Consider the following 18754-nt stretch of genomic DNA (forward strand, 5'->3'; position numbering starts at 1 on the left):
CGCAGCGCGGCCCAGCGCCGTCGGCGCGCCTCGGGCGCCAGGTGATAATGGCGGAACACCAGCGCGCTGCCGCGCGGCAGGCGCGCCAGGGCGCGGGCCAGTACGGCATCGTTGCGCGCATCGCTGAGCAGGACCAATCGCGGCACGGGGTAGCGCTTTGCCATGACGACGCTATAGCACCGCGCCATGACCGGACCAGTGCATACCCCGCTTGACGACATTCGCGCCCGCATCGCCCAGGCCGCGCGCATTGCCCGCCGCGCCCCTGCCGACGTGACGCTGGTGGCCGTATCGAAAACCCACCCGGCCGAGGCGATCCGCCCGCTGATCGCCGCCGGGCAAACCGTGTTCGGTGAAAACCGCGTGCAGGAAGCCCAGGCCAAGTGGGCGCCGCTGCGCGACGAACAGGCCGGGCTGGAATTGCACCTGGTCGGCCAGCTGCAATCGAACAAGGCCGACGAGGCCGTGGCGCTGTTCGATTGCATCCATTCGCTCGATCGCCCCTCACTGCTGACCGCGCTCGCTCGCGCAATGGACAAGACCGGGCGCCGCGTGCCGCTGTTCGTGCAGGTCAACATCGGCGCAGAAGAGCAGAAGGGTGGCTGCGCCATTGCCGACCTGCCCGCACTGCTGACCGAAGCGCGCGCGGCGGAGCTGCCGGTGATCGGGCTGATGTGCGTGCCCCCGGCAGGGATCGAGGCCGCGCCGTTCTTTGCGCTGCTCGACAAGCTGGCCGCCGACCATGGCCTGGCCGGCCGATCGATGGGCATGAGCGACGACTTTGAGACCGCGATCCAGCTGGGCGCCACGCATGTGCGCGTCGGCTCTGCCCTGTTTGGCGCGCGCGCCTGATCATCGTTAGCGGCCTGCGCCACCCGTCATAGGCATTCATGCGCAGGCGCGCGTTCAGCCTGCTCCACCTGCCCCGCCCCTAAGAATGGCCGTGCCCGGCATCCCCGGGACGGTGCAGGTTTCGGAACGGGAGCTTTCTGAGCGTGGTGGACGAGCAAGCGCCATTCCTGCGTCGGCTGCGCCTGCCGGAATGGCGCGGCACCACGCGGCAGCGCCTGGGCCTGATGTATAATGGCGCGATCGCGCTGCAGCTGCTGTCCATCGCCCTGGTGGCGGTGCACGAAATGCTCGATCGCTGGCAGCCTGGCGGCAACGACATGCTGCTGGTCATGGCGCTGGGCTTGCAGGTGGCCGTGGCCACGTCACTGCTGGGCTTTCGCACGATCCTGATCACCCATCACAACCACGAACAGCACATGCGCGCGGATTCAGAGGCAGCGCGGCGGCGCACCGCCGAACTCTTTGCCATGACCGACATGTTGCAGGCCGCCGAAACCAACGAGGAAGCCGGCGCCGTCCTGATGGTCACCGCGCGGCGCCTGCTGGGCGGGCACGGCGCGGCGCTCTATGTGCTCAACAATTCACGCGATCGGCTGGACCTGGCGCGCCAGTGGGACTTGCCGGATGGCTATGTCGCACCCGATTCGTTGGCGCCAAGTCACTGCTGGGCGTTGAAGCGCGGCAAGGCGCACGTGAATGCGCCGGTCGAAGGCGGGCTGTGCTGCTCGCACCATGGCGGCGACAATGCCGTGCTGGAAATTCCGATGATGGCCGGTGGCCAGGTACAGGGTCTTCTGGTGCTGGCGCGCAGCGATGCGCCAGTGGCGCTGGCGGGGGGCGAGGAATTGGCCAACTTGCGCCATCTCGGCACGGCGCTGGCGGATTCGATGTCGCTGGCTTTGTCCAACATCGCGCTGCGCGATCGGCTGCGCACCCAGTCGCTGCGCGATTCGCTGACTGGCCTCTATAACCGGCGCTATATGGAAGACACGCTGGAGCGCCTGATTGCGCTGTCGCAGCGATCGGGCAATCCCACCGCAGTGATCATGATCGATCTGGATAACTTCAAGGAACTCAACGACAGCTATGGCCATGCCAAGGGCGATGCGGTGCTGCGCGACGTGGCAGCGCAGATCGTTGGCGCGCTGCGCCCCACAGACGTGGTCTGCCGCTATGGCGGGGAAGAGATCATCGCCATCCTGCCCGATTGCGCGCTGGCCGATGCCGTGGCCAAGGCCGAGCAGATCCGCCTGCGCGTGCTGGGCGTGACCGATATCCAGGGCTGCCCGGTCAGCGCCTCGCTGGGCGTGGCGGCCATGCCGGAAACATCGGTCAGGGGCGAGGAACTGATCCCCGATGCCGATGCCTCGCTCTATCTGGCCAAGGCATCGGGCAAGAACTGCGTGTTCGCGGCCGAGCGCGTCACCTCGGGCCTGACAGTGGCCCGGGTGACGGACAAGACCTGAACGCGCCAGGTCTTGTCAGGGCTGCTCAGTCGGCCTGGTGCTGCTTGAGTTCGTCGCCGGTGAGGGTGACGACATGCAGCAGGTTGGTGGCCCCCGGCGTGCCGAACGGCACCCCGGCCAGCGCCACCAGCTTGGATCCGGCGGTGCCGAAATCGTGGCGCAGGGCCATGCGCTTGCCCTTGGCGATCATTTCCTCAAAGCTGCCGATGTCCTTGGTGGCAACGGCGTGGGCGCCCCACAGCAGGCCGACCTTGCGCGCGGTCTTCTGGCTGGGCGTGAGCACCAGCATCGGCACGCCCGGCCGTTCACGCGCCACGCGGCGGGCGGTGGAGCCCGAACCGGTGAACACGATGATCCCCGAGATCGGCAGGGTTTCAGCGATCGAGGCGCAGGCCTGGGCCAGCGCGTCAGCCGTGGTGGGATCGGGCAGCGTTTCGATGAAGTGGACGCGGGCGGCATAGCCGGGATCGCTTTCCACCTGCACGGCGATGCGGTTCATGATGCTGACCGCTTCTTCCGGCCAGGCGCCGGCGGCGGTTTCGGCCGACAGCATGACCGCGTCGGCGCCGTCATAGACCGCGTTGGCCACGTCCGACACTTCGGCGCGGGTAGGCGTCGGCGCCTCGATCATCGATTCGAGCATCTGCGTGGCCACGACCACCGGCTTGCCCTGGCGGCGCGCGCTTTCAACGATGCGCTTTTGCAGCGGCGGCACTTCTTCGGGGTTGAGCTCGACGCCCAGGTCACCACGGGCGACCATGATGCCGTCGGACAGTTCGATGATTTCTTCCAGGCGCGAGATCGCAGCCGGCTTCTCGATCTTGGCCATCAGCGAGCCATAGCCGCCCATCAGGCGGCGCGCCTCGGCCACGTCTTCGGGGCGCTGCACGAACGACAGGGCGATCCAGTCGGCGCCATGCTCCACGGCGAAGGCCAGGTCGCGACGGTCCTTTTCGGTGAGCGCGGGCACCGGCACCACCGCGTCGGGCACGTTGACGCCCTTGCGATCGGAAATCACGCCGCCCACTTCGGCCGAGCAGAGGATTTCGCTCTCGCTGGCGCGGATCACGCGCAGGCGCAGCTTGCCATCGTCGATCAGCAGGCGCTGGCCCTTTTGCAGGATGCCGAACAATTCGGGATGAGGCAGGCAGACGCGGTTTTCATCGCCCGGCTCGGGATTGCGATCGAGCGTGAAGTGGCCCGAATGGCGGATGACGGCGCGGCCTTCCTTGAACGTGCCGACGCGCAGCTTGGGCCCCTGAAGATCGCACAGCACGGTGATCGGGCGCTTTACCCGTTCTTCCAGCGCGCGGATATTGGCGATGGTTTCGGCGTGGATGGCGTGTTCGCCATGGCTCATGTTGACGCGAAAGGCATCGGCACCGGCCAGGAAAAGCTTTTCCAGCATTTCCGGGGAACGGCTGGCCGGCCCCACCGTTGCGAGGATCTTGACCTTGCGTTCGCGCTTGTCAGGCTGGCCCATGGTGCAAAAAACTCCTCTTCACTATCGAACCCGGCAGGCTTTCATTCGGCCTGCCCTATGGCCTATGCCGGGGCAAAACCCAAGGGATGATAACCATGGATACGAATGCTTCGACCGGCCAAACCACCCATTCTGGCGCTGATCCGCTCGATCAGCTCGATGATGCGGTGGCCGCGGCTGCCTTTCGCCACCTGGTGCGCCATTTGCGCCACCGCCACGATGCCCAGAACATCGATCTGATGGGCCTGGCAGGCTTTTGCCGCAATTGCCTGGCCGACTGGATCATCGAGGCCGGCGCCCCGCTGGACAAGGCCGCCGCCCGCGAGGCGATCCACGGCCTGCCCGCCGATGAATGGAAGGCCCGCTACCAGACGCCGGCCACGCCCGAACAACTGGCACGGATGGACGAGAGCATGAAGCGCAACCCGCGCTGACACCGGCCAGAACCCGGACACAACCCGGCTTGCGCGCGACAGCGGCGCAATCTTTCCACAGGATCGGCTTTGCCAGCGTGGGCGTGGGCGGCTATTTGCCCGCGGCTGAAGGCCGCAACGGCCGCCCACACAGAGATTCGGAGCTTATCCCATGGCCGACGCCGCCGACGACCGCCTGCGCCTCTTGATCGAGCGCATCGAACGCCTGGAAGAAGAAAAGAAGGGCATCGGCGACGACATCAAGGATGTCTACAGCGAAGCCAAGTCGGCCGGCTATGACGCCAAGATCATGCGCCAGATCGTCCGCCTGCGGAAGATGAAGCCCGACGATCGCCGCGAAATGGAAGCGATTCTCGACGTTTACAAGAACGCCCTGGGCATCGACTGAGCACCAGGGACTGAGCCACGCGGCGCTTGGCCGCCCCGCTCACTGCACCAGGAATGCCACGGTTACCGCCGCCAGATTGCCCAGCGCGTGGGCAAGCATGGCGGCGGGCAGGCTGATCCGCACACGGATGAAGCCGAACACCAGCCCGGCCCACAGCTGCGGCAGCACCATCGGCACCAGCGCCAGCGTGATGCGCGGATAGTTGCTGAGGTGAAACAGCGCGAAGACCACCGCGTGCAGCATGAACAGCACCGGAAACGCCGCGACGAACCACGCCGGGGTTTCCCGCCGACGCAGCACGAACCAGCCCAGCGCCGCACCCAGCACGCCCAGCAGCAACAGCAGCAGCGCCACCGGGTGGGCCGCGCCATCGCGCACCGTCCATAGCGCGGCAGCCGCCACAACCAGCCCCGCGATCAGCGCGAGTGCGCGCGGCCGGCCCGATAGCCAGCCCCGGAACACGCATTCCTCGGCCACCGGCGCGAGCAGCGTGACAGCAGGCAGCAGCAGGGCGGGCGGCACTTTGCCAAAGGCGTCGGGTGAAGGCAGGCCCATGACCCGCTGCCACATGTGCAGAACCAGCGCGAGCACCAGCAGCCCGGCCAGATAGAGCCCGGTTGCCCCGCGCCACAGCGCCCAGCTTTCCGCGCTGCCCAGCCCCATCGGGCGCGTCCAGCGTGGATGACGCAGGAAGTGGGCCAGGGATTGCGCAGCGGGCAGGGACAGGCGGACCATGGCAAGGGCCATACCGCGCCAGCGGTTAACGCCGCGTTTGCCGATCTGCTCCGGTTGCTGGGCCGCCCCGTTGTTGGCCAGGCGCGCATTGCCGTTTTGCGCCGGTTGGTCTAGGGGCCGTGGCAAACCCCAAGTTCCCACCATCAGCCGCAAGAAGCAGATCCATGGCAGGCCATTCCAAATTCAAGAACATCATGCATCGCAAGGGCGCGCAGGACAAGAAGCGCTCGGCCATGTTCTCCAAGCTCTCCCGCGAAATCACCGTCGCGGCCAAGATGGGCATGCCCGACCCGGACATGAACCCGCGCCTGCGCGCCGCGATCAACGCCGCCAAGGCGCAGTCGATGCCCAAGGACAACATCCAGCGCGCCATCGACAAGGCGAGCAAGGGCGATGGCGAGAACTATGAAGAAGTGCGCTACGAAGGCTATGGCCCGGGCGGCGTGGCGATCATCGTCGAAGCGCTGACCGACAACCGCAACCGCACCGCCACCAACGTGCGCACCGCCTTTGCCAAGAACGGCGGCAACCTGGGCGCTTCGGGCGCGGTCAGCCATGGCTTTGAGCGCCTGGGCCTGATCGAATATCCCGCCAGCGTGGGCGACGAGGAAAAGGTGCTGGAAGCGGCCATCGAAGCCGGCGCCGACGACGTGGAATCGGACGACGATACGCATCAGATCTGGACCGCGATCGACAACCTCCACCCCGTCAGCCGCGAGCTGGAAAAGGCGCTGGGCGAAGCCGAAGCGGTGAAGCTGGCGTGGAAGCCCAGCCTCAAGACCACGGTTTCGGCCGATGACGCCGCCACCCTGCTCAAGCTGATCGACGTGCTGGACGACGACGACGACGTGCAGACCGTGTGGGGCAACTATGAAATCCCCGACGACGTGATGGAAAAGCTGGGCTGATCAGGCCCGTGGCTGCGCGCGCTGGCGATCGATCCTCCCCCTCGCAGAGGGGGAGGTGGCGGCCGTCAGGCCCTCAGAGGGGGCTCCCCCTCCACCACGCGCTGCGCGTGCGGCCCCCCTCCCCCGCGATGCGGGAGAGGATCTTGCAGTCATGATCATCCTGGGCATCGATCCCGGCCTCACCTGCACCGGCTGGGGCGTGGTGGCCAAGTCTGGCAGCCGGCTCAGCCACGTTGCCAATGGCCAGATTCGCACCGATGCCAAGGCCACCATGGCGCAGCGCCTGGTGGAACTGGATGCAGCGCTGACCGACGTGATCCTCACCCACCGCCCCGACGAAGGCGCGGTGGAAGAGGTCTTCGTCAACGTGAACCCGCAATCCACGCTCAAGCTGGGCCAGGCACGCGGCGTTGCCATGCTCAGCCTGGCGCGCTCGGGCATGCATGTGGCGGAATATCCCACCAAGGTGATCAAGAAGGCGCTGGTCGGCACCGGCGGCGCCGAAAAACAGCAGATCCAGCATATGCTCAAGATCCTGCTGCCTGGCGTGAAGCTGGCCGGCGAGGACGCCTCTGACGCGCTGGCCGTGGCGATCACCCATGCCAACATGCTGGGCAGCCACCGCTGATCCCGAACGGGCACGGGAACGCCCGCGCCCGCCCGGCGTAGCGTTCTTCATGAACATCGCCGCCACCGACGAAGCCTGGATGGCCCGCGCCATCGCCCTTGCCATCCGCGAAAAGGGCGATGACCCGGCCAATACGCCGATTGCCGCCCTGGTCGTGCGCGATGGCAGCCTGGTGGCTGGCGCGGTCAACCGCACGGTGGAACGGTGCGATGCCACCGCCCATGCCGAAGTGGAAGCGCTGCGCGCGGCGGGCCAGGCAGTGGGCGACATGAAGATCGACGGCGCCACGCTCTATACCACGCTGCAGCCCTGCGGCATGTGCACGATGGCGGCGATCTGGGCTGGGATCACCCGCATCGTCTATGGCGCCGGACGCGATCAGGTGCACGAGATGTATTTCGAGGACCGCCACCTTTCGACGGTCGATTACATCCGCGATGCCTTCAAGGACGACCTGTCGCTCGAAGGGGGCGTGGCTGCGCACGATTGCGCCAAGCTCTATTACGGCCCCGACGATGTCGTGCCCGAGGATCAACAGGCCAATACCTGAACCCCGGTTGCGCGCGGGAAAGTTCCCTGCCATAGGGAACAAACCATGATCGCCAAATTGACCGGCATGCTTGACGACACCGGCCCGGATTGGGCGATCATCGACGTGAACGGCGTCGGTTACCTGGTGCAATGTTCCGCCAAGACGCTCACGCACCTGGGCGTGCGCGGCGACAAGGTGGTGGTGCACACCGAAATGCAGGTGAGCGAAACCGACCAGCGCCTGATCGGCTTTGCCAGCGCGGGCGAACGCGCGTGGTTCCGCCTGCTCACCGCCGTGCAGGGGGTGGGATCGAAAGTGGCCCTGGCCATTCTCTCGGCCCTGTCCGTGGACGAATTGCAGCGCGCCTGCGCCGGTGGCGATGCTGCCATGGTAGCGCGCGCCAACGGGGTGGGGCCAAAGCTTGCCAGCCGCATCGTCAACGAACTCAAGGACAAGGCCGGGGGCCTTGCCGGCATGACTGGCGGCTTGGGCGTTGCGGCAGAGGCAGATGTTGCGCTGCCGGCCGGCTCGGCCAGCGCCGACGCGATCTCGGCCCTGCAGAACCTGGGCTTCAAGCCCGCCGTGGCAGCCAGCGCCGTGGCCTTTGCGATCAAGGATCTGGGCGAAGACGCCCGCCTCAACGACCTGGTGCGCGTGGCGCTCAAACGGGCGACGGGGTGATGGCCGTTACGGCGGGAAAGGCGGCATGCTGGACCCCGGATCAAGTCCGGGGTGACGGGGATTTTGAAGTCAAACGTTGCCTGCAGAACGGTCGTCACCCTGAACTTGTTTCAGGGTCCAGGGTGAGGCTTGCCCTGCCCCAACGGCGGAAAACCGAGGTCGATAGCAAGATCGCGCCAATCGGGATTGGCCGCATGGACCAGATTGAGCTTCCAGTCACGGCGCCAGTTCTTGAGTTGCTTTTCGCGGACGATCGCCTGCTCCATATCGGCGAAGATCTCGAAGTGGACCAGGCGGTAGACACCATAGCGCGCGGTGAAGCCGCCGGTGATGCCTTCGCGGTGCTGCCACAACCGCTGCATCAAGGCCGACGTGACCCCGATGTACAAGGTGCCACGCACCCCGCTTGCGAGAATGTACACGCATGGTTGCCGTTCCCGTCGCATATCCCATCGTGGCCACGGGCAGATCAGTGGACAATGACCGTTGCTGCCGAATTGGCCGAAAGCCCTGATGCCGCATGACCGAAAACCCGCTGCTTTCCGCCCAGGCCCAGGCCGAAGACCTCGACGCTGCATTGCGGCCCAAGACGCTGGCCGAGTTCGTTGGCCAGGAGGCCGCGCGCGAAAATCTCAAGATCTTCATCGAGAGCGCCAAGCAGCGGCGCGAGGCGATGGACCATGTGCTGTTCTTTGGCCCGCCGGGCCTGGGCAAGACCACGCTGGCGCAGATCATCGCCCGCGAGCTGGGGGTGAATTTCCGCGCCACCTCTGGCCCGGTGATTGCCAAGTCGGGCGATCTGGCGGCGCTGCTGACCAACCTCGAATCGGGCGATGTGCTGTTCATCGACGAAATCCACCGCCTCAATCCCGTGGTCGAGGAAGTGCTCTATCCCGCGATGGAAGACCGCGCGCTGGATCTGATCATCGGTGAAGGGCCTTCGGCACGCTCGGTGCGGATCGATCTGCCGCCGTTCACCCTGATCGGCGCGACGACGCGGCAGGGCCTGTTGCAGACCCCACTGCGCGATCGCTTTGGCATTCCGGTGCGCCTGCAGTTCTATACCGTGGCCGAACTGGAACGCGTGGTGACGCGCGGCGCCACGCTGATGGGCGTGGGCATCGATAGCGAGGGCGCGCGCGAGATTGCCAAGCGTGCGCGGGGCACGCCGCGCGTGGCCGGGCGCCTGCTGCGCCGGGTGCGCGATTTTGCCCAGGTGATGGGCGATGGCACGATCACCCGCGCCCTGGCCGACCAGGCGCTGACCCGGCTGGAAGTCGATGCGCTGGGGCTCGACCTGCAGGATCGGCGCTATCTCATGATGATCGCCGATATCTACAAGGGCGGCCCGGTGGGGGTGGAAACGCTGGCCGCCGGCCTTTCGGAACCGCGCGACACGATCGAGGAAGTGATCGAGCCCTATCTGATCCAGCTGGGCCTGGTGGCCCGCACGGCGCGCGGTCGCTGCCTTAACGATCGGGCCTGGCAGCATCTGGGAATCACCCCGCCCACGGCGCAGATGCCGGGCGGCCTGCCCGGCACCCTGCCCGGCCTGTTTGCCCCCGACAGCGGCGAATAGGCAGGTTTGCCTGTCGGAATCGGCAACACCCGGGCCAGCAAAAGTTCCAGATTGGGACAGAGTTAACACACCGGCGCGAAAAGTGACGAAATATGGCCCGCTGCTGTGCCGATTTCAGGTTAACGCGATGGACGCTGCCGCTATGATCTGCGTTGTTCATCTGCGGGAAAGGCCGGCAGCCACCTGTTAAGTGGTTTCTGCTAGGCCGGCCCCGGGATTTAGCGAGAGCAACGATCATGTCGGTTAGGATGGCATTGGCAAAACTGGCGGCCTGCGCGGCAGGCGGCGCAGTTCTGGGCGGGGGCGCGGTGCACGTGTCCGAAGCGCCATCGACCGGCGAGATTCACCACACCAAGCCGATCAAGATCAAGCAGGCCAAGCCGCGCCGCGTGGTGCGCCGCGCCCCGCCGCACGTGGTGCACCGCCAGCGCAAGATCGTCACCACGGCCACCACCAAGGTGTGCGATCCGCCGCAGCAATATGCCATGGCACCGGTGCCCTATATGGCGCCCCTGCCGCCCCAGGCGCAGGGCGGCGGCGGTGGCGGCGTGCCGGTGGTGATCGGTGGCGGACCGGTGGGCGGCTTTGGCGGCGGGTTCTTCGGCGGCTTCTTTGGCGGCAGCGGCGGTGGCGGTGGCAACGTCGTGGTATCCTCCACCAGCACTGGCTCCACCTCTACCTCGGGCGGCTCCAGCTCGACGTCGGGCGGATCGACCTCCACCTCGGGTGGCTCGACCTCCACGTCGAGCGGCAACGTCTCCACCTCCAGTGGCAATGTCTCGACCTCGTCGGGCAGCGTATCGACGTCCTCGGGCAGCGTTTCCACCTCGAGCGGGAACGTGAGCACCTCGTCCGGCAATGTCTCGACCTCTTCCGGCAACGTCAGCACCTCGTCCGGCAACGTGTCGACCAGTTCCTCGACCTCGACCTCGTCGGGCAATGTCAGCACGTCGTCCTCGACGAGCAGCAGCACCTCCTCGTCGACGTCATCCTCCACCTCCTCGTCGACCTCCAGTTCGACGAGTTCCTCCAGCTCCACCAGTTCGTCCAGCTCCACCTCGTCTTCGTCCAGCGGATCGACGAGCAGCGGGACGACCACTGGCGGCACCGACGTGCCCGAACCTTCGATGGTTCTGCTGTTCGGCGCCGCAGCCGCCGCGCTGGTTGCACGCCAGCGCTGGGGCCGGAGCCGCAAGCCGGCTTGAAACCACGGTCAAGCCCGGTTCTGTCGGGCTCCACGGAAGGGGCGGTCTTCGGGGGGAGGCCGCCCCTTTTCGTGGGCTTAATGGCCCCTCCACCACCGCTTCGCGGTGGTCCCCCTCCCCATCAAAGATGGGAAGGATCTTGGTTATCCTCCCTGCCGCAGGCGCGGAGGGGGACCGCCGGCATAGCCGGTGGTGGAGGGGCATTTCCGCCTCCGCACCAACGAAAAAGGGCGGCCCCGGTGGGAGCCGCCCTTCTTGCATTCCGGCGTGATGCCGGCGGCGATCAGGCCGCCAGCTTGCGCAGCACGTAGTGCAGGATGCCGCCGTTCTTGAAGTATTCCAGCTCGTTGGCGGTATCGATGCGGCACAGCGCATCGAACGTGAACGTGCTGCCATCGGGGCGCGTGACCTTGACGGTCACGGTCTGGCGCGGCTGGAGATCGGCGACGCCTTCGATGGTGAAGGCATCGTCGCCGGTCAGGCCCAGGCTCTGGCGGGTCTGGCCATCGAGGAACTGCAGCGGCAGCACGCCCATGCCGACGAGGTTCGAGCGGTGGATACGCTCGAAGCTTTCGACGATCACGGCGCGCACGCCGAGCAGGTTGGTGCCTTTGGCCGCCCAATCGCGCGAGGAGCCGGTGCCGTATTCCTTGCCGGCGATGACCACCATCGGCGTGCCATCGGCCTTGTACTTCTGCGCCACGTCATAGACCGCGCCCACTTCGTCGCCATAGCGCGAGAAGCCGCCTTCGGTGCCGGGGACCATTTCGTTCTTGATGCGGATGTTGGCAAAGGTGCCGCGCATCATCACTTCGTGATGGCCACGGCGCGCGCCGTAGGAGTTGAAGTCAGCCTTGGCGACCTGGTGATCCTGCAGCCACTTGCCCGCCGGGCTATCGGCCTTGATCGAGCCGGCCGGCGAGATGTGGTCGGTGGTGATCGAATCGCCCAGGATCAGCAGCGGCTTGGCGCCGACGATGTCGGACACCGGGGCAGGCGTCATGGTCATGCCTTCGAAGTACGGCGGGTTGGCGACATAGGTCGACCCGGCGCGCCACGAGTAGGTTTCCGAACCCGTCACGTTGATCGCCTGCCAGTGCTTGTCGCCCTTGTAGACGTCGGCATAGCGGGCCTGGAACATCGCGCGGTTCATCGCGCCCGACATGACCGAGTGAACCTCGGCGTTGGTCGGCCAGATGTCCTTGAGATAGACAGCGGCGCCGTCCTTGCTCGTGCCGATCGGGGTGGTGGTGAAGTCTTCGACCACCGTACCCTTGAGCGCATAGGCGACAACCAGCGGCGGCGAGGCCAGGAAGTTGGCGCGCACGTCAGGGCTGACGCGGCCTTCGAAGTTGCGGTTGCCCGAAATCACCGAGGCGGCGACGATGCCGTTCTCGTTGATCGCCTTGCTGATCGGCTCGGCCAGCGGGCCGGAGTTGCCGATGCAGGTGGTGCAGCCATAACCGACCAGGTTGAAGCCGATATTGTCGAGGTGCGACTGGAGACCGGCCTTGATCAGGTAGTCGGTCACCACCTGCGAGCCCGGTGCCAGCGAGGTCTTGACCCAGGGCTTGGGCTTGAGGCCCAGCTCGTCGGCCTTCTTGGCTACCAGGCCGGCCGCGATCAGCACGCCGGGGTTCGACGTGTTGGTGCAGCTGGTGATGGCGGCGATCACCACGTCACCGTCACCGATGTCATGGTCCTTGCCTTCGACGGCCACGCGCGACTGGGTCTTCTTGTAGACGTCGCCCAGGTCCTGGTTGAACACGTCGTCCACCTGCGGCAGCTCGACCTTGTCCTGCGGGCGCTTGGGGCCGGCGAGCGAAGGCACGACCGTCGACAGGTCGAGTTCGAGCGTGGAGGTGAACACCGGCTCGACCGAAGGATCGATCCAGAAGCCCTGCTCCTTGGCATAGGCTTCAACCAGCGCGATCTGGTCTTCATCGCGGCCGGTCAGGCGCATGTAGTCCAGCGTCTTTTCATCGATGCCGAAGAAGCCGCAGGTGGCGCCATATTCCGGCGCCATGTTGGCCAGCGTGGCGCGATCGGCCAGCGTGAGGCCAGCCAGGCCGGGGCCGAAGTATTCGACGAAGCGGCCCACCACGCCATGCTTGCGCAGCATGTTGGTGGCGGTCAGCACGAGGTCGGTGGCGGTCACGCCTTCCTGCAGCTGGCCGGTGAACTTGAAGCCCACCACTTCGGGGATGAGCATCGAGACCGGCTGGCCGAGCATGGCCGCTTCGGCTTCGATGCCGCCCACGCCCCAGCCCAGCACGCCCAGGCCATTGACCATGGTGGTGTGGCTGTCGGTGCCGACGCAGGTGTCGGGATAGGCGACCAGGTTGCCGTCCTGGTCTTCGCTGGTCCACACCGTCTGGGCGATGTGCTCCAGGTTGACCTGGTGGCAGATGCCGGTGCCCGGGGGCACGGCGTGGAAGTTGGAAAGCGACTTGGAACCCCACTTGAGGAAGTCGTAGCGCTCGCCATTGCGATAGTATTCGATCTCGACGTTCTGTTCGAACGCCTTGGGGTGGCCGAATTCATCGACCATGACCGAGTGATCGATCACCAGGTGCACGGGCACCAGCGGGTTGATCTTGCTGGTGTCACCGCCAAGCTTGGCGATGGCGTCGCGCATCGCGGCCAGATCGACCACGCAGGGCACGCCGGTGAAATCCTGCAGCAGCACGCGCGCCGGGCGGTACTGGATTTCCGCGCTGCTCGACGGGTTGTGCTGCCAATCGACCAGGGCCTTCACATCGTCGGCCGAAACGGTGAAGCCACCGTCCTCGAAGCGGAGAAGGTTTTCCAGCAGCACCTTCATCGAGAAGGGCAACCGCGAGACATCGCCGAACTTTTCGGCGGCCTTCTTGAGGGAGTAGTAGGCGACGTTCTTGCCGCCGACGGTAAGCGTGCTGCGCGTGCCGAGCGAGTCCTGTCCGACCTGGGTCATGGCTAAGCGAAATCCTCCTGCCGTTTGCGAGGGACCGCGGGCGCGAAGGCCGCTACCTTTTCCGGGGGCAAAGCCCATGTCCGGGGGCAACGAAAGCCAGCGGGCCTCTCGTGAACGGCGCCGCGATGCGCTGTCAGGACCGACTCGTCAAGGGCGGGAAATGGCTAAATTTGCGGGATTTGCCTTATTGCGACGCAATAGCAGAAGTATTGTCTCGCGTGGGGTGCAGTTCGTCGATTTGGGGTGTGGGTGCCGACGCGGCGATCGGACCAACAACAGAATACTGTGCTTTGGAGCGGGTAGTTGGAGTCGATGGACTGGCGACCTCTATGGTCAACCATCTCCGTCGCGGCATTTGCGTACTGCTATCTACCGGTTTCAAATGCGTCGCTTAGGGTCAAAGTTGCCATGCAGGACGATTCCCTCGAGCATCGGCTCAGGGTGTATTGGCTTCTCGCGTCGGAGCGAACAAACCTCCTTGATCCGATCTGTGCGCGTTGACTCAGGATACCAACGCTCGAACCCCAGAATAGGCACAGAACGACCATACCAGGTCTTGCCCTTCCCTTCGTCCGTGGTCTGCAAAACGATGTCCGAAACCCCGAGTGCGTCACGTGCGAAAACGCACGACATCATAACAATGGCATCTGGAGTAGCTATGGACCGGTTTGGGGCGCCAGGTTGCGGATTTGTAGATTTTGCTCCTCGCAATTCACCAACCGCGATCAGCACGTTCGGGTTTGGCTCGATTGGGATACAAGCAGATCCCATATCCTCAAAAAAGTCCCGCACTGATCCGAATTCACTGCCAGTGAAGTGGTCCTGTTTGAACTCGGCGAGGGATATCGTGGAGTAGTAAATCTGCCGTTTGCCAGCCTTGGCCTCTGCCACAAAGCGGGTGATATCCTGGAAGTGATCGGCGCCAACGTCCCGCGTGATATATCGGATGAACGTGCATGAATCCCAAAACAGGTTTTTTCCGATCATGCGTCGCCATCCCAACTATCAATAGCAAAGGGGCGGAATGACCCCACCCAACGAGCCAGGTCGCCATTGGGTTTTACAGGCTCAATCGAGTTAACTTCGACGCGGATTGGGAGCGGTGACGCGGATGCATAGATGCATTTCCCATAGACGCGAACCCGGTGGTTAAGCGCCGCACCGAGATCGTCAATATCCTCCCGGCGACATACGCAATCGATCTCCTTACCGCCCGCACTTAGGGTTAGCTTTACCTGTGGGACCGCACCACGCACATCGACGTAATCTAGCATCCCATCAAAGGAGCCGTATGCGACTCCCTCATACCAAGGCCCCTTCGTGCTTTTCTTTGCCGCCAGCGCACGCCGACGAAGGAAGTCATCAACTCGGATGACCTCGTTTCCTGTTCTTATTTCTGCGAACCCAAACCGGGATTCAGCGCCGCCGGTTAGACTGCTTATACGCTTAACTACGGGAGCCAACCGGGCGATCTTGGCAGCATCATGGACCTTAACACAATCCACTGCCTCGCTGAAAGTAGGGATCGCCGACACGCCAGCATTTTCAAATTCCCGTGGGATTTCAGAAAGGATGGCTGTGGGTTCGGACATGTGCATATTGGAAAGCACATAGTCATGGACCGCGTCGCCATTGGCTATAGTGTCAGCGGCCTCAAGCGCATTAATGAGCTGCGTAAGCTTGGTTGCAAAAAGACGACCAGGGACGCGACCGTGATCCTCACGGGTCAGACCGTGCAGCTTTAGTTCTATTTGCCTTGGACCGATAGTATCCACATCCGTTTCCTCGCGCGGGAACGATAGCGTATCGAATTGGGATTGTGAATCCCTTACCTCTCATATGCATCAAAAGGTTGAACAGGAAAGAATTTTACGCTGCCCACAGCCAAGCAGTTCTCGCAATTTAGGAATTTCAGGGACAGAAGAATTCCAGGGGCAGCATACTTAATCGCCACCAAGGCTCCACATCTTTGCTCTAAGCAAAGGTGTAACGCACGCTACCAGATCCGCTTCACGGCGAAGCCATCGAACAGCGCCTCGTTCGATACCAACGTCATGTCCTCCACTTGGGCCTGGGCAATCAGCAAGCGATCGAACGGGTCTTTATGGGGGATGTTCATTTCCCCGGCGAGCGGGCGTGGCGAACGCTGATCGCCAGTTCGGCAAAACCTTGGCCGGCGACAATCGCCGCGAAATCCTGTGCCAGCAGGGCTGCGCCCGGCAGCTTGCCGATGCGGAACTTGGTGGCCACTTCCATGGCGGAGGCGGCGCTGACGGCGATGGTATTGGCCTCGTCGGCGATGGCTTCCTGGGCGCGGCGGCTCAGTGCCTCGTCACCGGCCGGCCACCAGATCAGTGCATGAGCATCGAGCAGCAGCCTCAAGCGAGGTTCCACCCGCCGAGTTCATCGTCCAGCAAAGGCTCGTCAAACCGCGCATCCAGGGCGATCTACCCCTTGAATGCGCCGAAGACGCGACGACCGCGCGGCTCGACCGGCACGAGGCGCACCACCGGCACATTGCCACGGGCTATCACCACCTCACCACCTGCAAGCGCTTCGGCGATCAGGCGGGACAGGTTGGTCTTGGCGTCGTGAACCGAGAACTGCGCCATTGGCGATCTCCTTAGCCATAAATATAGCTAAGTGCGCCTAGGGTCAGGACCCATTAAATTTCTTGCGCAGGCGGCGATTGGTTGATTCAAGGTCAGCGTTGAGGAGGCGCTGACCGTGGACGTACCGTTCGTGCTGAGTGAGGCGCAGATGCGCCGGATTGAGCCATTCTTTCCGCTGTCGCATGGGATTCCACGGGTGGACGACCGCCGGATTATCTCGGGCATCGTCTACGTCATCAAGCATGGCCTGATGTGGCGCGATGCCCCCAAGGGGTATGGCCCCCACAAGACGATTTACAACCGGTTCGTGCGTTGGAGCCGGCTTGGTGTGTTCAACCGCATCTTTGCCGAACTGGCCGGCGCTGCTGGCGAGCCGGACCGGATCATGATTGATGCAACGCACCTCAAGGCCCACCGCACGGCATCCAGTCTCCTAAAAGGGGGGCTCTTTCCCGATGTATCGGGCGCACCAAGGGCGGACTGAACTCGAAGCTGCATACAGTCTGCGATGGCCAGGGTCGGCCGATCGTCATGCTGCTCACCGAAGGGCAGATGAGCGATCACAAAGGCGCAGTTCTGCTGTTTTCACAACTGCCCCAGGCCAAGGAACTGCTGGCGGACAAAGGCTACGACAGCGACTGGTTCCGCCGCGCCCTTGCCAGCCGCGGCATCACCCCATGCATCCCGCCAACTGCCAATCGCAAGGTACAGCACGCCTACGACAAGCAGCTCTATCGCCAGCGCCACAAGATCGAGAACCTGTTCGCCCGCCTCAAGGACTGGAGACGCATCGCCACCCGTTACGACCGATGCGCCCACACCTTCATGTCGGCCATCACCATCGCAGCAACCTTCTGCTTCTGGCTCTAATCAATGAGTCCTGACCCTAGCCCAGCAAAGGCCACTCTTTCCGCACTGCCGCCGTGTCAGCGCAGCAGGCACCCTACATCGGCTCGGGATGCGGATCGCCGCGCCGCGCCGCCAGGATGCAGCCTGCCACGATCAGCGTAACGCCGGCCACCGTGCCACGCGTCACCGGTTCGCCAAAGGCGACATAGCCGGTGATCGCGGCCCAGATGAACGCGGTATATTCCAATGGGACCAGCACTTGTGCCTGGGCGCGAGCATAGGCCCAGGCCATCAACAGCATGGCGATCACCGACATGATCGCGCCGGCCACCACCAAGCCCCAGGCGAGCGGGGTGGGCCATGTCGTCCATGCCAGGGCGATGGGCGAAAGGGACGTGGCCGTCACCAGGCTTTGGTAAAAGGCGACTTCGACCGGGCTGGCCACTTGCGCCTGGCGGCGCTGGAGCACCAACGTCGTCGCATAGAGCACGGCAGAGGCCAGAATCTCGACCAGGCCGCGCCAGGCGCCCGGCCCGGGAGCCGCGCCCAGCTGATCCCTGGCGATGACAGCCACGCCCACCAGCGCCAGCAACGAGCCCATCACCGCGCGGTGGCTGACGCGTTCGCCCAGGGTCAGCGCGGCCAGATAGAGTGCGATCAGCGGCGCCAGGAATGACAGCGCCATGCCCTGCGCCAGCGGCATGCGCACCACGCCATCGAAGAACAGCACCCCCATGCCCGCCGTGACCACACCGCGCAGCACGTGAAGCCGCAAGATAGCCGGGGGCGGCAAACGCCCTTTCCGGTGCAGCAGCGTTTCCCGCAGCCAGAACGGTGCCACGACCACGGCGCTGGCCGTGCTGCGCCAGAACACCGCGACAAAGGCCCCCAGCATGAGCGAGGCACCTTTCATGGCGCCGTCCATCACGCTGAAAAAAACAAGGCCGATCAACGTGGCGATGATCGGCAGGAGCGGGCGCGGCGTATGCATGGGCGGCGCATAGCCGAGTGCCGGCAGATTGGCTATCATCGCGCCAATGCGTTTGGCGGAAACGATGAACCGTGTTTATCGTTTGGAAGGAAAAGCAGCCATGTGCATGCCTGATTCAGCTTGGCGAAAGCCTCGCTGCTTGATTGGCGGTGGGGCATGGGGCAGTAGATGAACCGTGCACCACGTGCGTGCAACCGAATGGCAACAGGGAATTTCGAACCGATGACCCCCCGCAAGACCTGGCCGCAGCGCCGCAACCGTGCGCGTCTTTTCGGCGCGACGACGCTGGCCATGGCGCCCCTGGTTGCCACGTCGCTGGTTGTTACGCCCCTGCTGGCGACGCCGGCCCTTGCCCGCACGCAGGACAGCAAGGGCCCGGTGGACCTGACCGCGCAGGCGCAGCAGCCGGCGCCCCCACCGGCCAAGGTACCGCCGGCCAAGCTGCCCCCGGCTCCCGC

21 protein-coding genes and 1 pseudogene are annotated in these 18754 nt (G+C 64.7%); 12 read left to right on the plus strand and 10 right to left on the minus strand.

Going from position 1 to position 18754, the window contains the following annotated elements; translation table 11 throughout:
- The first annotated feature begins 186 nt into the window (after positions 1–186).
- A complete protein-coding gene (locus H926_RS0108110) occupies positions 187–852 on the plus strand; it encodes a YggS family pyridoxal phosphate-dependent enzyme (protein WP_022675849.1) in 666 nt (221 codons plus the stop codon).
- Between the two features lie 143 nt (positions 853–995).
- Positions 996–2318 carry a diguanylate cyclase gene (locus tag H926_RS26315; RefSeq protein WP_051146295.1) on the plus strand — a complete coding sequence of 441 codons (1323 nt, stop codon included), beginning with the start codon at positions 996–998 and terminating at the stop codon, positions 2316–2318.
- A 25-nt stretch (positions 2319–2343) separates the two neighbouring features.
- Here H926_RS26315 and pyk read toward each other — a convergent pair whose 3' ends face one another.
- Entirely contained in the window at positions 2344–3801 is a 1458-nt protein-coding gene (pyk, locus tag H926_RS0108120; protein WP_022675851.1) for a pyruvate kinase, read from the minus strand.
- A 95-nt stretch (positions 3802–3896) separates the two neighbouring features.
- Here pyk and H926_RS0108125 point away from each other — a divergent pair, with 95 nt between their 5' ends.
- Together H926_RS0108125 and H926_RS0108130 are read left to right on the plus strand one after the other, a co-directional pair.
- Positions 3897–4235 carry a DUF1244 domain-containing protein gene (locus H926_RS0108125; protein WP_022675852.1) on the plus strand — a complete coding sequence of 113 codons (339 nt, stop codon included), beginning with the start codon at positions 3897–3899 and terminating at the stop codon, positions 4233–4235.
- Positions 4236–4386: 151 nt separating this feature from the next.
- Positions 4387–4623, plus strand: coding sequence for a DUF2312 domain-containing protein (locus tag H926_RS0108130; RefSeq protein WP_022675853.1), 237 nt, complete (start codon positions 4387–4389; stop codon positions 4621–4623).
- 39 nt (positions 4624–4662) lie between these two features.
- Here H926_RS0108130 and H926_RS26320 read toward each other — a convergent pair whose 3' ends face one another.
- Positions 4663–5358, minus strand: coding sequence for a type II CAAX prenyl endopeptidase Rce1 family protein (locus H926_RS26320; protein WP_158441959.1), 696 nt, complete (start codon positions 5356–5358; stop codon positions 4663–4665).
- Positions 5359–5522: 164 nt separating this feature from the next.
- Here H926_RS26320 and H926_RS0108140 point away from each other — a divergent pair, with 164 nt between their 5' ends.
- From H926_RS0108140 to ruvA, 4 genes are all read left to right on the plus strand, one after another.
- Complete coding sequence (locus tag H926_RS0108140) at positions 5523–6266, plus strand: YebC/PmpR family DNA-binding transcriptional regulator (protein WP_022675855.1); 744 nt, start codon at positions 5523–5525, stop codon at positions 6264–6266.
- A 151-nt stretch (positions 6267–6417) separates the two neighbouring features.
- Complete coding sequence (ruvC, locus tag H926_RS0108145) at positions 6418–6894, plus strand: crossover junction endodeoxyribonuclease RuvC (RefSeq protein WP_022675856.1); 477 nt, start codon at positions 6418–6420, stop codon at positions 6892–6894.
- A gap of 49 nt (positions 6895–6943) precedes the next feature.
- Complete coding sequence (locus tag H926_RS0108150) at positions 6944–7444, plus strand: nucleoside deaminase (protein WP_022675857.1); 501 nt, start codon at positions 6944–6946, stop codon at positions 7442–7444.
- Positions 7445–7489: 45 nt separating this feature from the next.
- A complete protein-coding gene (gene ruvA / locus H926_RS0108155) occupies positions 7490–8107 on the plus strand; it encodes a Holliday junction branch migration protein RuvA (RefSeq protein ID WP_022675858.1) in 618 nt (205 codons plus the stop codon).
- 110 nt (positions 8108–8217) lie between these two features.
- On the opposite strand, the gene H926_RS0108160 is transcribed toward ruvA, so the two are convergent.
- Positions 8218–8553 carry a GIY-YIG nuclease family protein gene (locus H926_RS0108160; protein ID WP_022675859.1) on the minus strand — a complete coding sequence of 112 codons (336 nt, stop codon included), beginning with the start codon at positions 8551–8553 and terminating at the stop codon, positions 8218–8220.
- A 74-nt stretch (positions 8554–8627) separates the two neighbouring features.
- On the opposite strand from H926_RS0108160, the gene ruvB reads away from it, so the two are divergent.
- On the plus strand, positions 8628–9686 hold the full coding sequence (gene ruvB / locus H926_RS0108165) for a Holliday junction branch migration DNA helicase RuvB (protein ID WP_022675860.1): 1059 nt from the start codon (positions 8628–8630) through the stop codon (positions 9684–9686).
- Positions 9687–9934: 248 nt separating this feature from the next.
- Entirely contained in the window at positions 9935–10891 is a 957-nt protein-coding gene (locus tag H926_RS32335) for a PEP-CTERM sorting domain-containing protein (protein WP_231627758.1), read from the plus strand.
- Positions 10892–11174: 283 nt separating this feature from the next.
- On the opposite strand, the gene acnA is transcribed toward H926_RS32335, so the two are convergent.
- From acnA to H926_RS26335, 6 genes are all read right to left on the minus strand, one after another.
- Positions 11175–13844 (minus strand): aconitate hydratase AcnA, encoded by a 2670-nt coding sequence (gene acnA / locus H926_RS0108180; RefSeq protein ID WP_022675863.1) that lies wholly within the window; start codon positions 13842–13844, stop codon positions 11175–11177.
- Positions 13845–14222: 378 nt separating this feature from the next.
- The gene (locus H926_RS0108185) at positions 14223–14831 is read right to left on the minus strand and encodes a hypothetical protein (protein WP_022675864.1); all 609 of its coding nucleotides are present in this window, start codon (positions 14829–14831) and stop codon (positions 14223–14225) included.
- Positions 14828–15619, minus strand: a complete 792-nt coding sequence (locus H926_RS32340) for a hypothetical protein (RefSeq protein WP_148291675.1) — start codon at positions 15617–15619, stop codon at positions 14828–14830. The genes H926_RS0108185 and H926_RS32340 overlap by 4 nt, the downstream gene beginning before the upstream one ends.
- Positions 15620–15840: 221 nt before the next feature.
- Complete coding sequence (locus tag H926_RS35425) at positions 15841–15963, minus strand: hypothetical protein (RefSeq protein WP_256380239.1); 123 nt, start codon at positions 15961–15963, stop codon at positions 15841–15843.
- Entirely contained in the window at positions 15960–16226 is a 267-nt protein-coding gene (locus H926_RS26330; RefSeq protein ID WP_237740994.1) for a type II toxin-antitoxin system VapC family toxin, read from the minus strand. Before H926_RS26330 ends, H926_RS35425 begins: the two co-directional genes overlap by 4 nt.
- A gap of 65 nt (positions 16227–16291) precedes the next feature.
- Positions 16292–16456, minus strand: coding sequence for a type II toxin-antitoxin system Phd/YefM family antitoxin (locus H926_RS26335; RefSeq protein ID WP_169041919.1), 165 nt, complete (start codon positions 16454–16456; stop codon positions 16292–16294).
- A gap of 148 nt (positions 16457–16604) precedes the next feature.
- Here H926_RS26335 and H926_RS31635 point away from each other — a divergent pair.
- A protein-coding gene (locus tag H926_RS31635; protein WP_369801322.1) for an IS5 family transposase occupies positions 16605–17326 on the plus strand; the annotation gives its coding sequence in 2 pieces (ribosomal slippage) (positions 16605–16890 and positions 16890–17326; 723 coding nt in all).
- A gap of 73 nt (positions 17327–17399) precedes the next feature.
- Here H926_RS31635 and H926_RS0108215 read toward each other — a convergent pair.
- Positions 17400–18296 carry a DMT family transporter gene (locus H926_RS0108215; protein ID WP_028657750.1) on the minus strand — a complete coding sequence of 299 codons (897 nt, stop codon included), beginning with the start codon at positions 18294–18296 and terminating at the stop codon, positions 17400–17402.
- A 222-nt stretch (positions 18297–18518) separates the two neighbouring features.
- Here H926_RS0108215 and H926_RS0108220 point away from each other — a divergent pair.
- A pseudogene (locus tag H926_RS0108220) lies at positions 18519–18754 on the plus strand (hypothetical protein); the annotation flags it as partial.

The sequence above is a fragment of the Novosphingobium sp. B-7 genome, assembly GCF_000410615.1.
GTDB lineage: Bacteria > Pseudomonadota > Alphaproteobacteria > Sphingomonadales > Sphingomonadaceae > Novosphingobium > Novosphingobium capsulatum.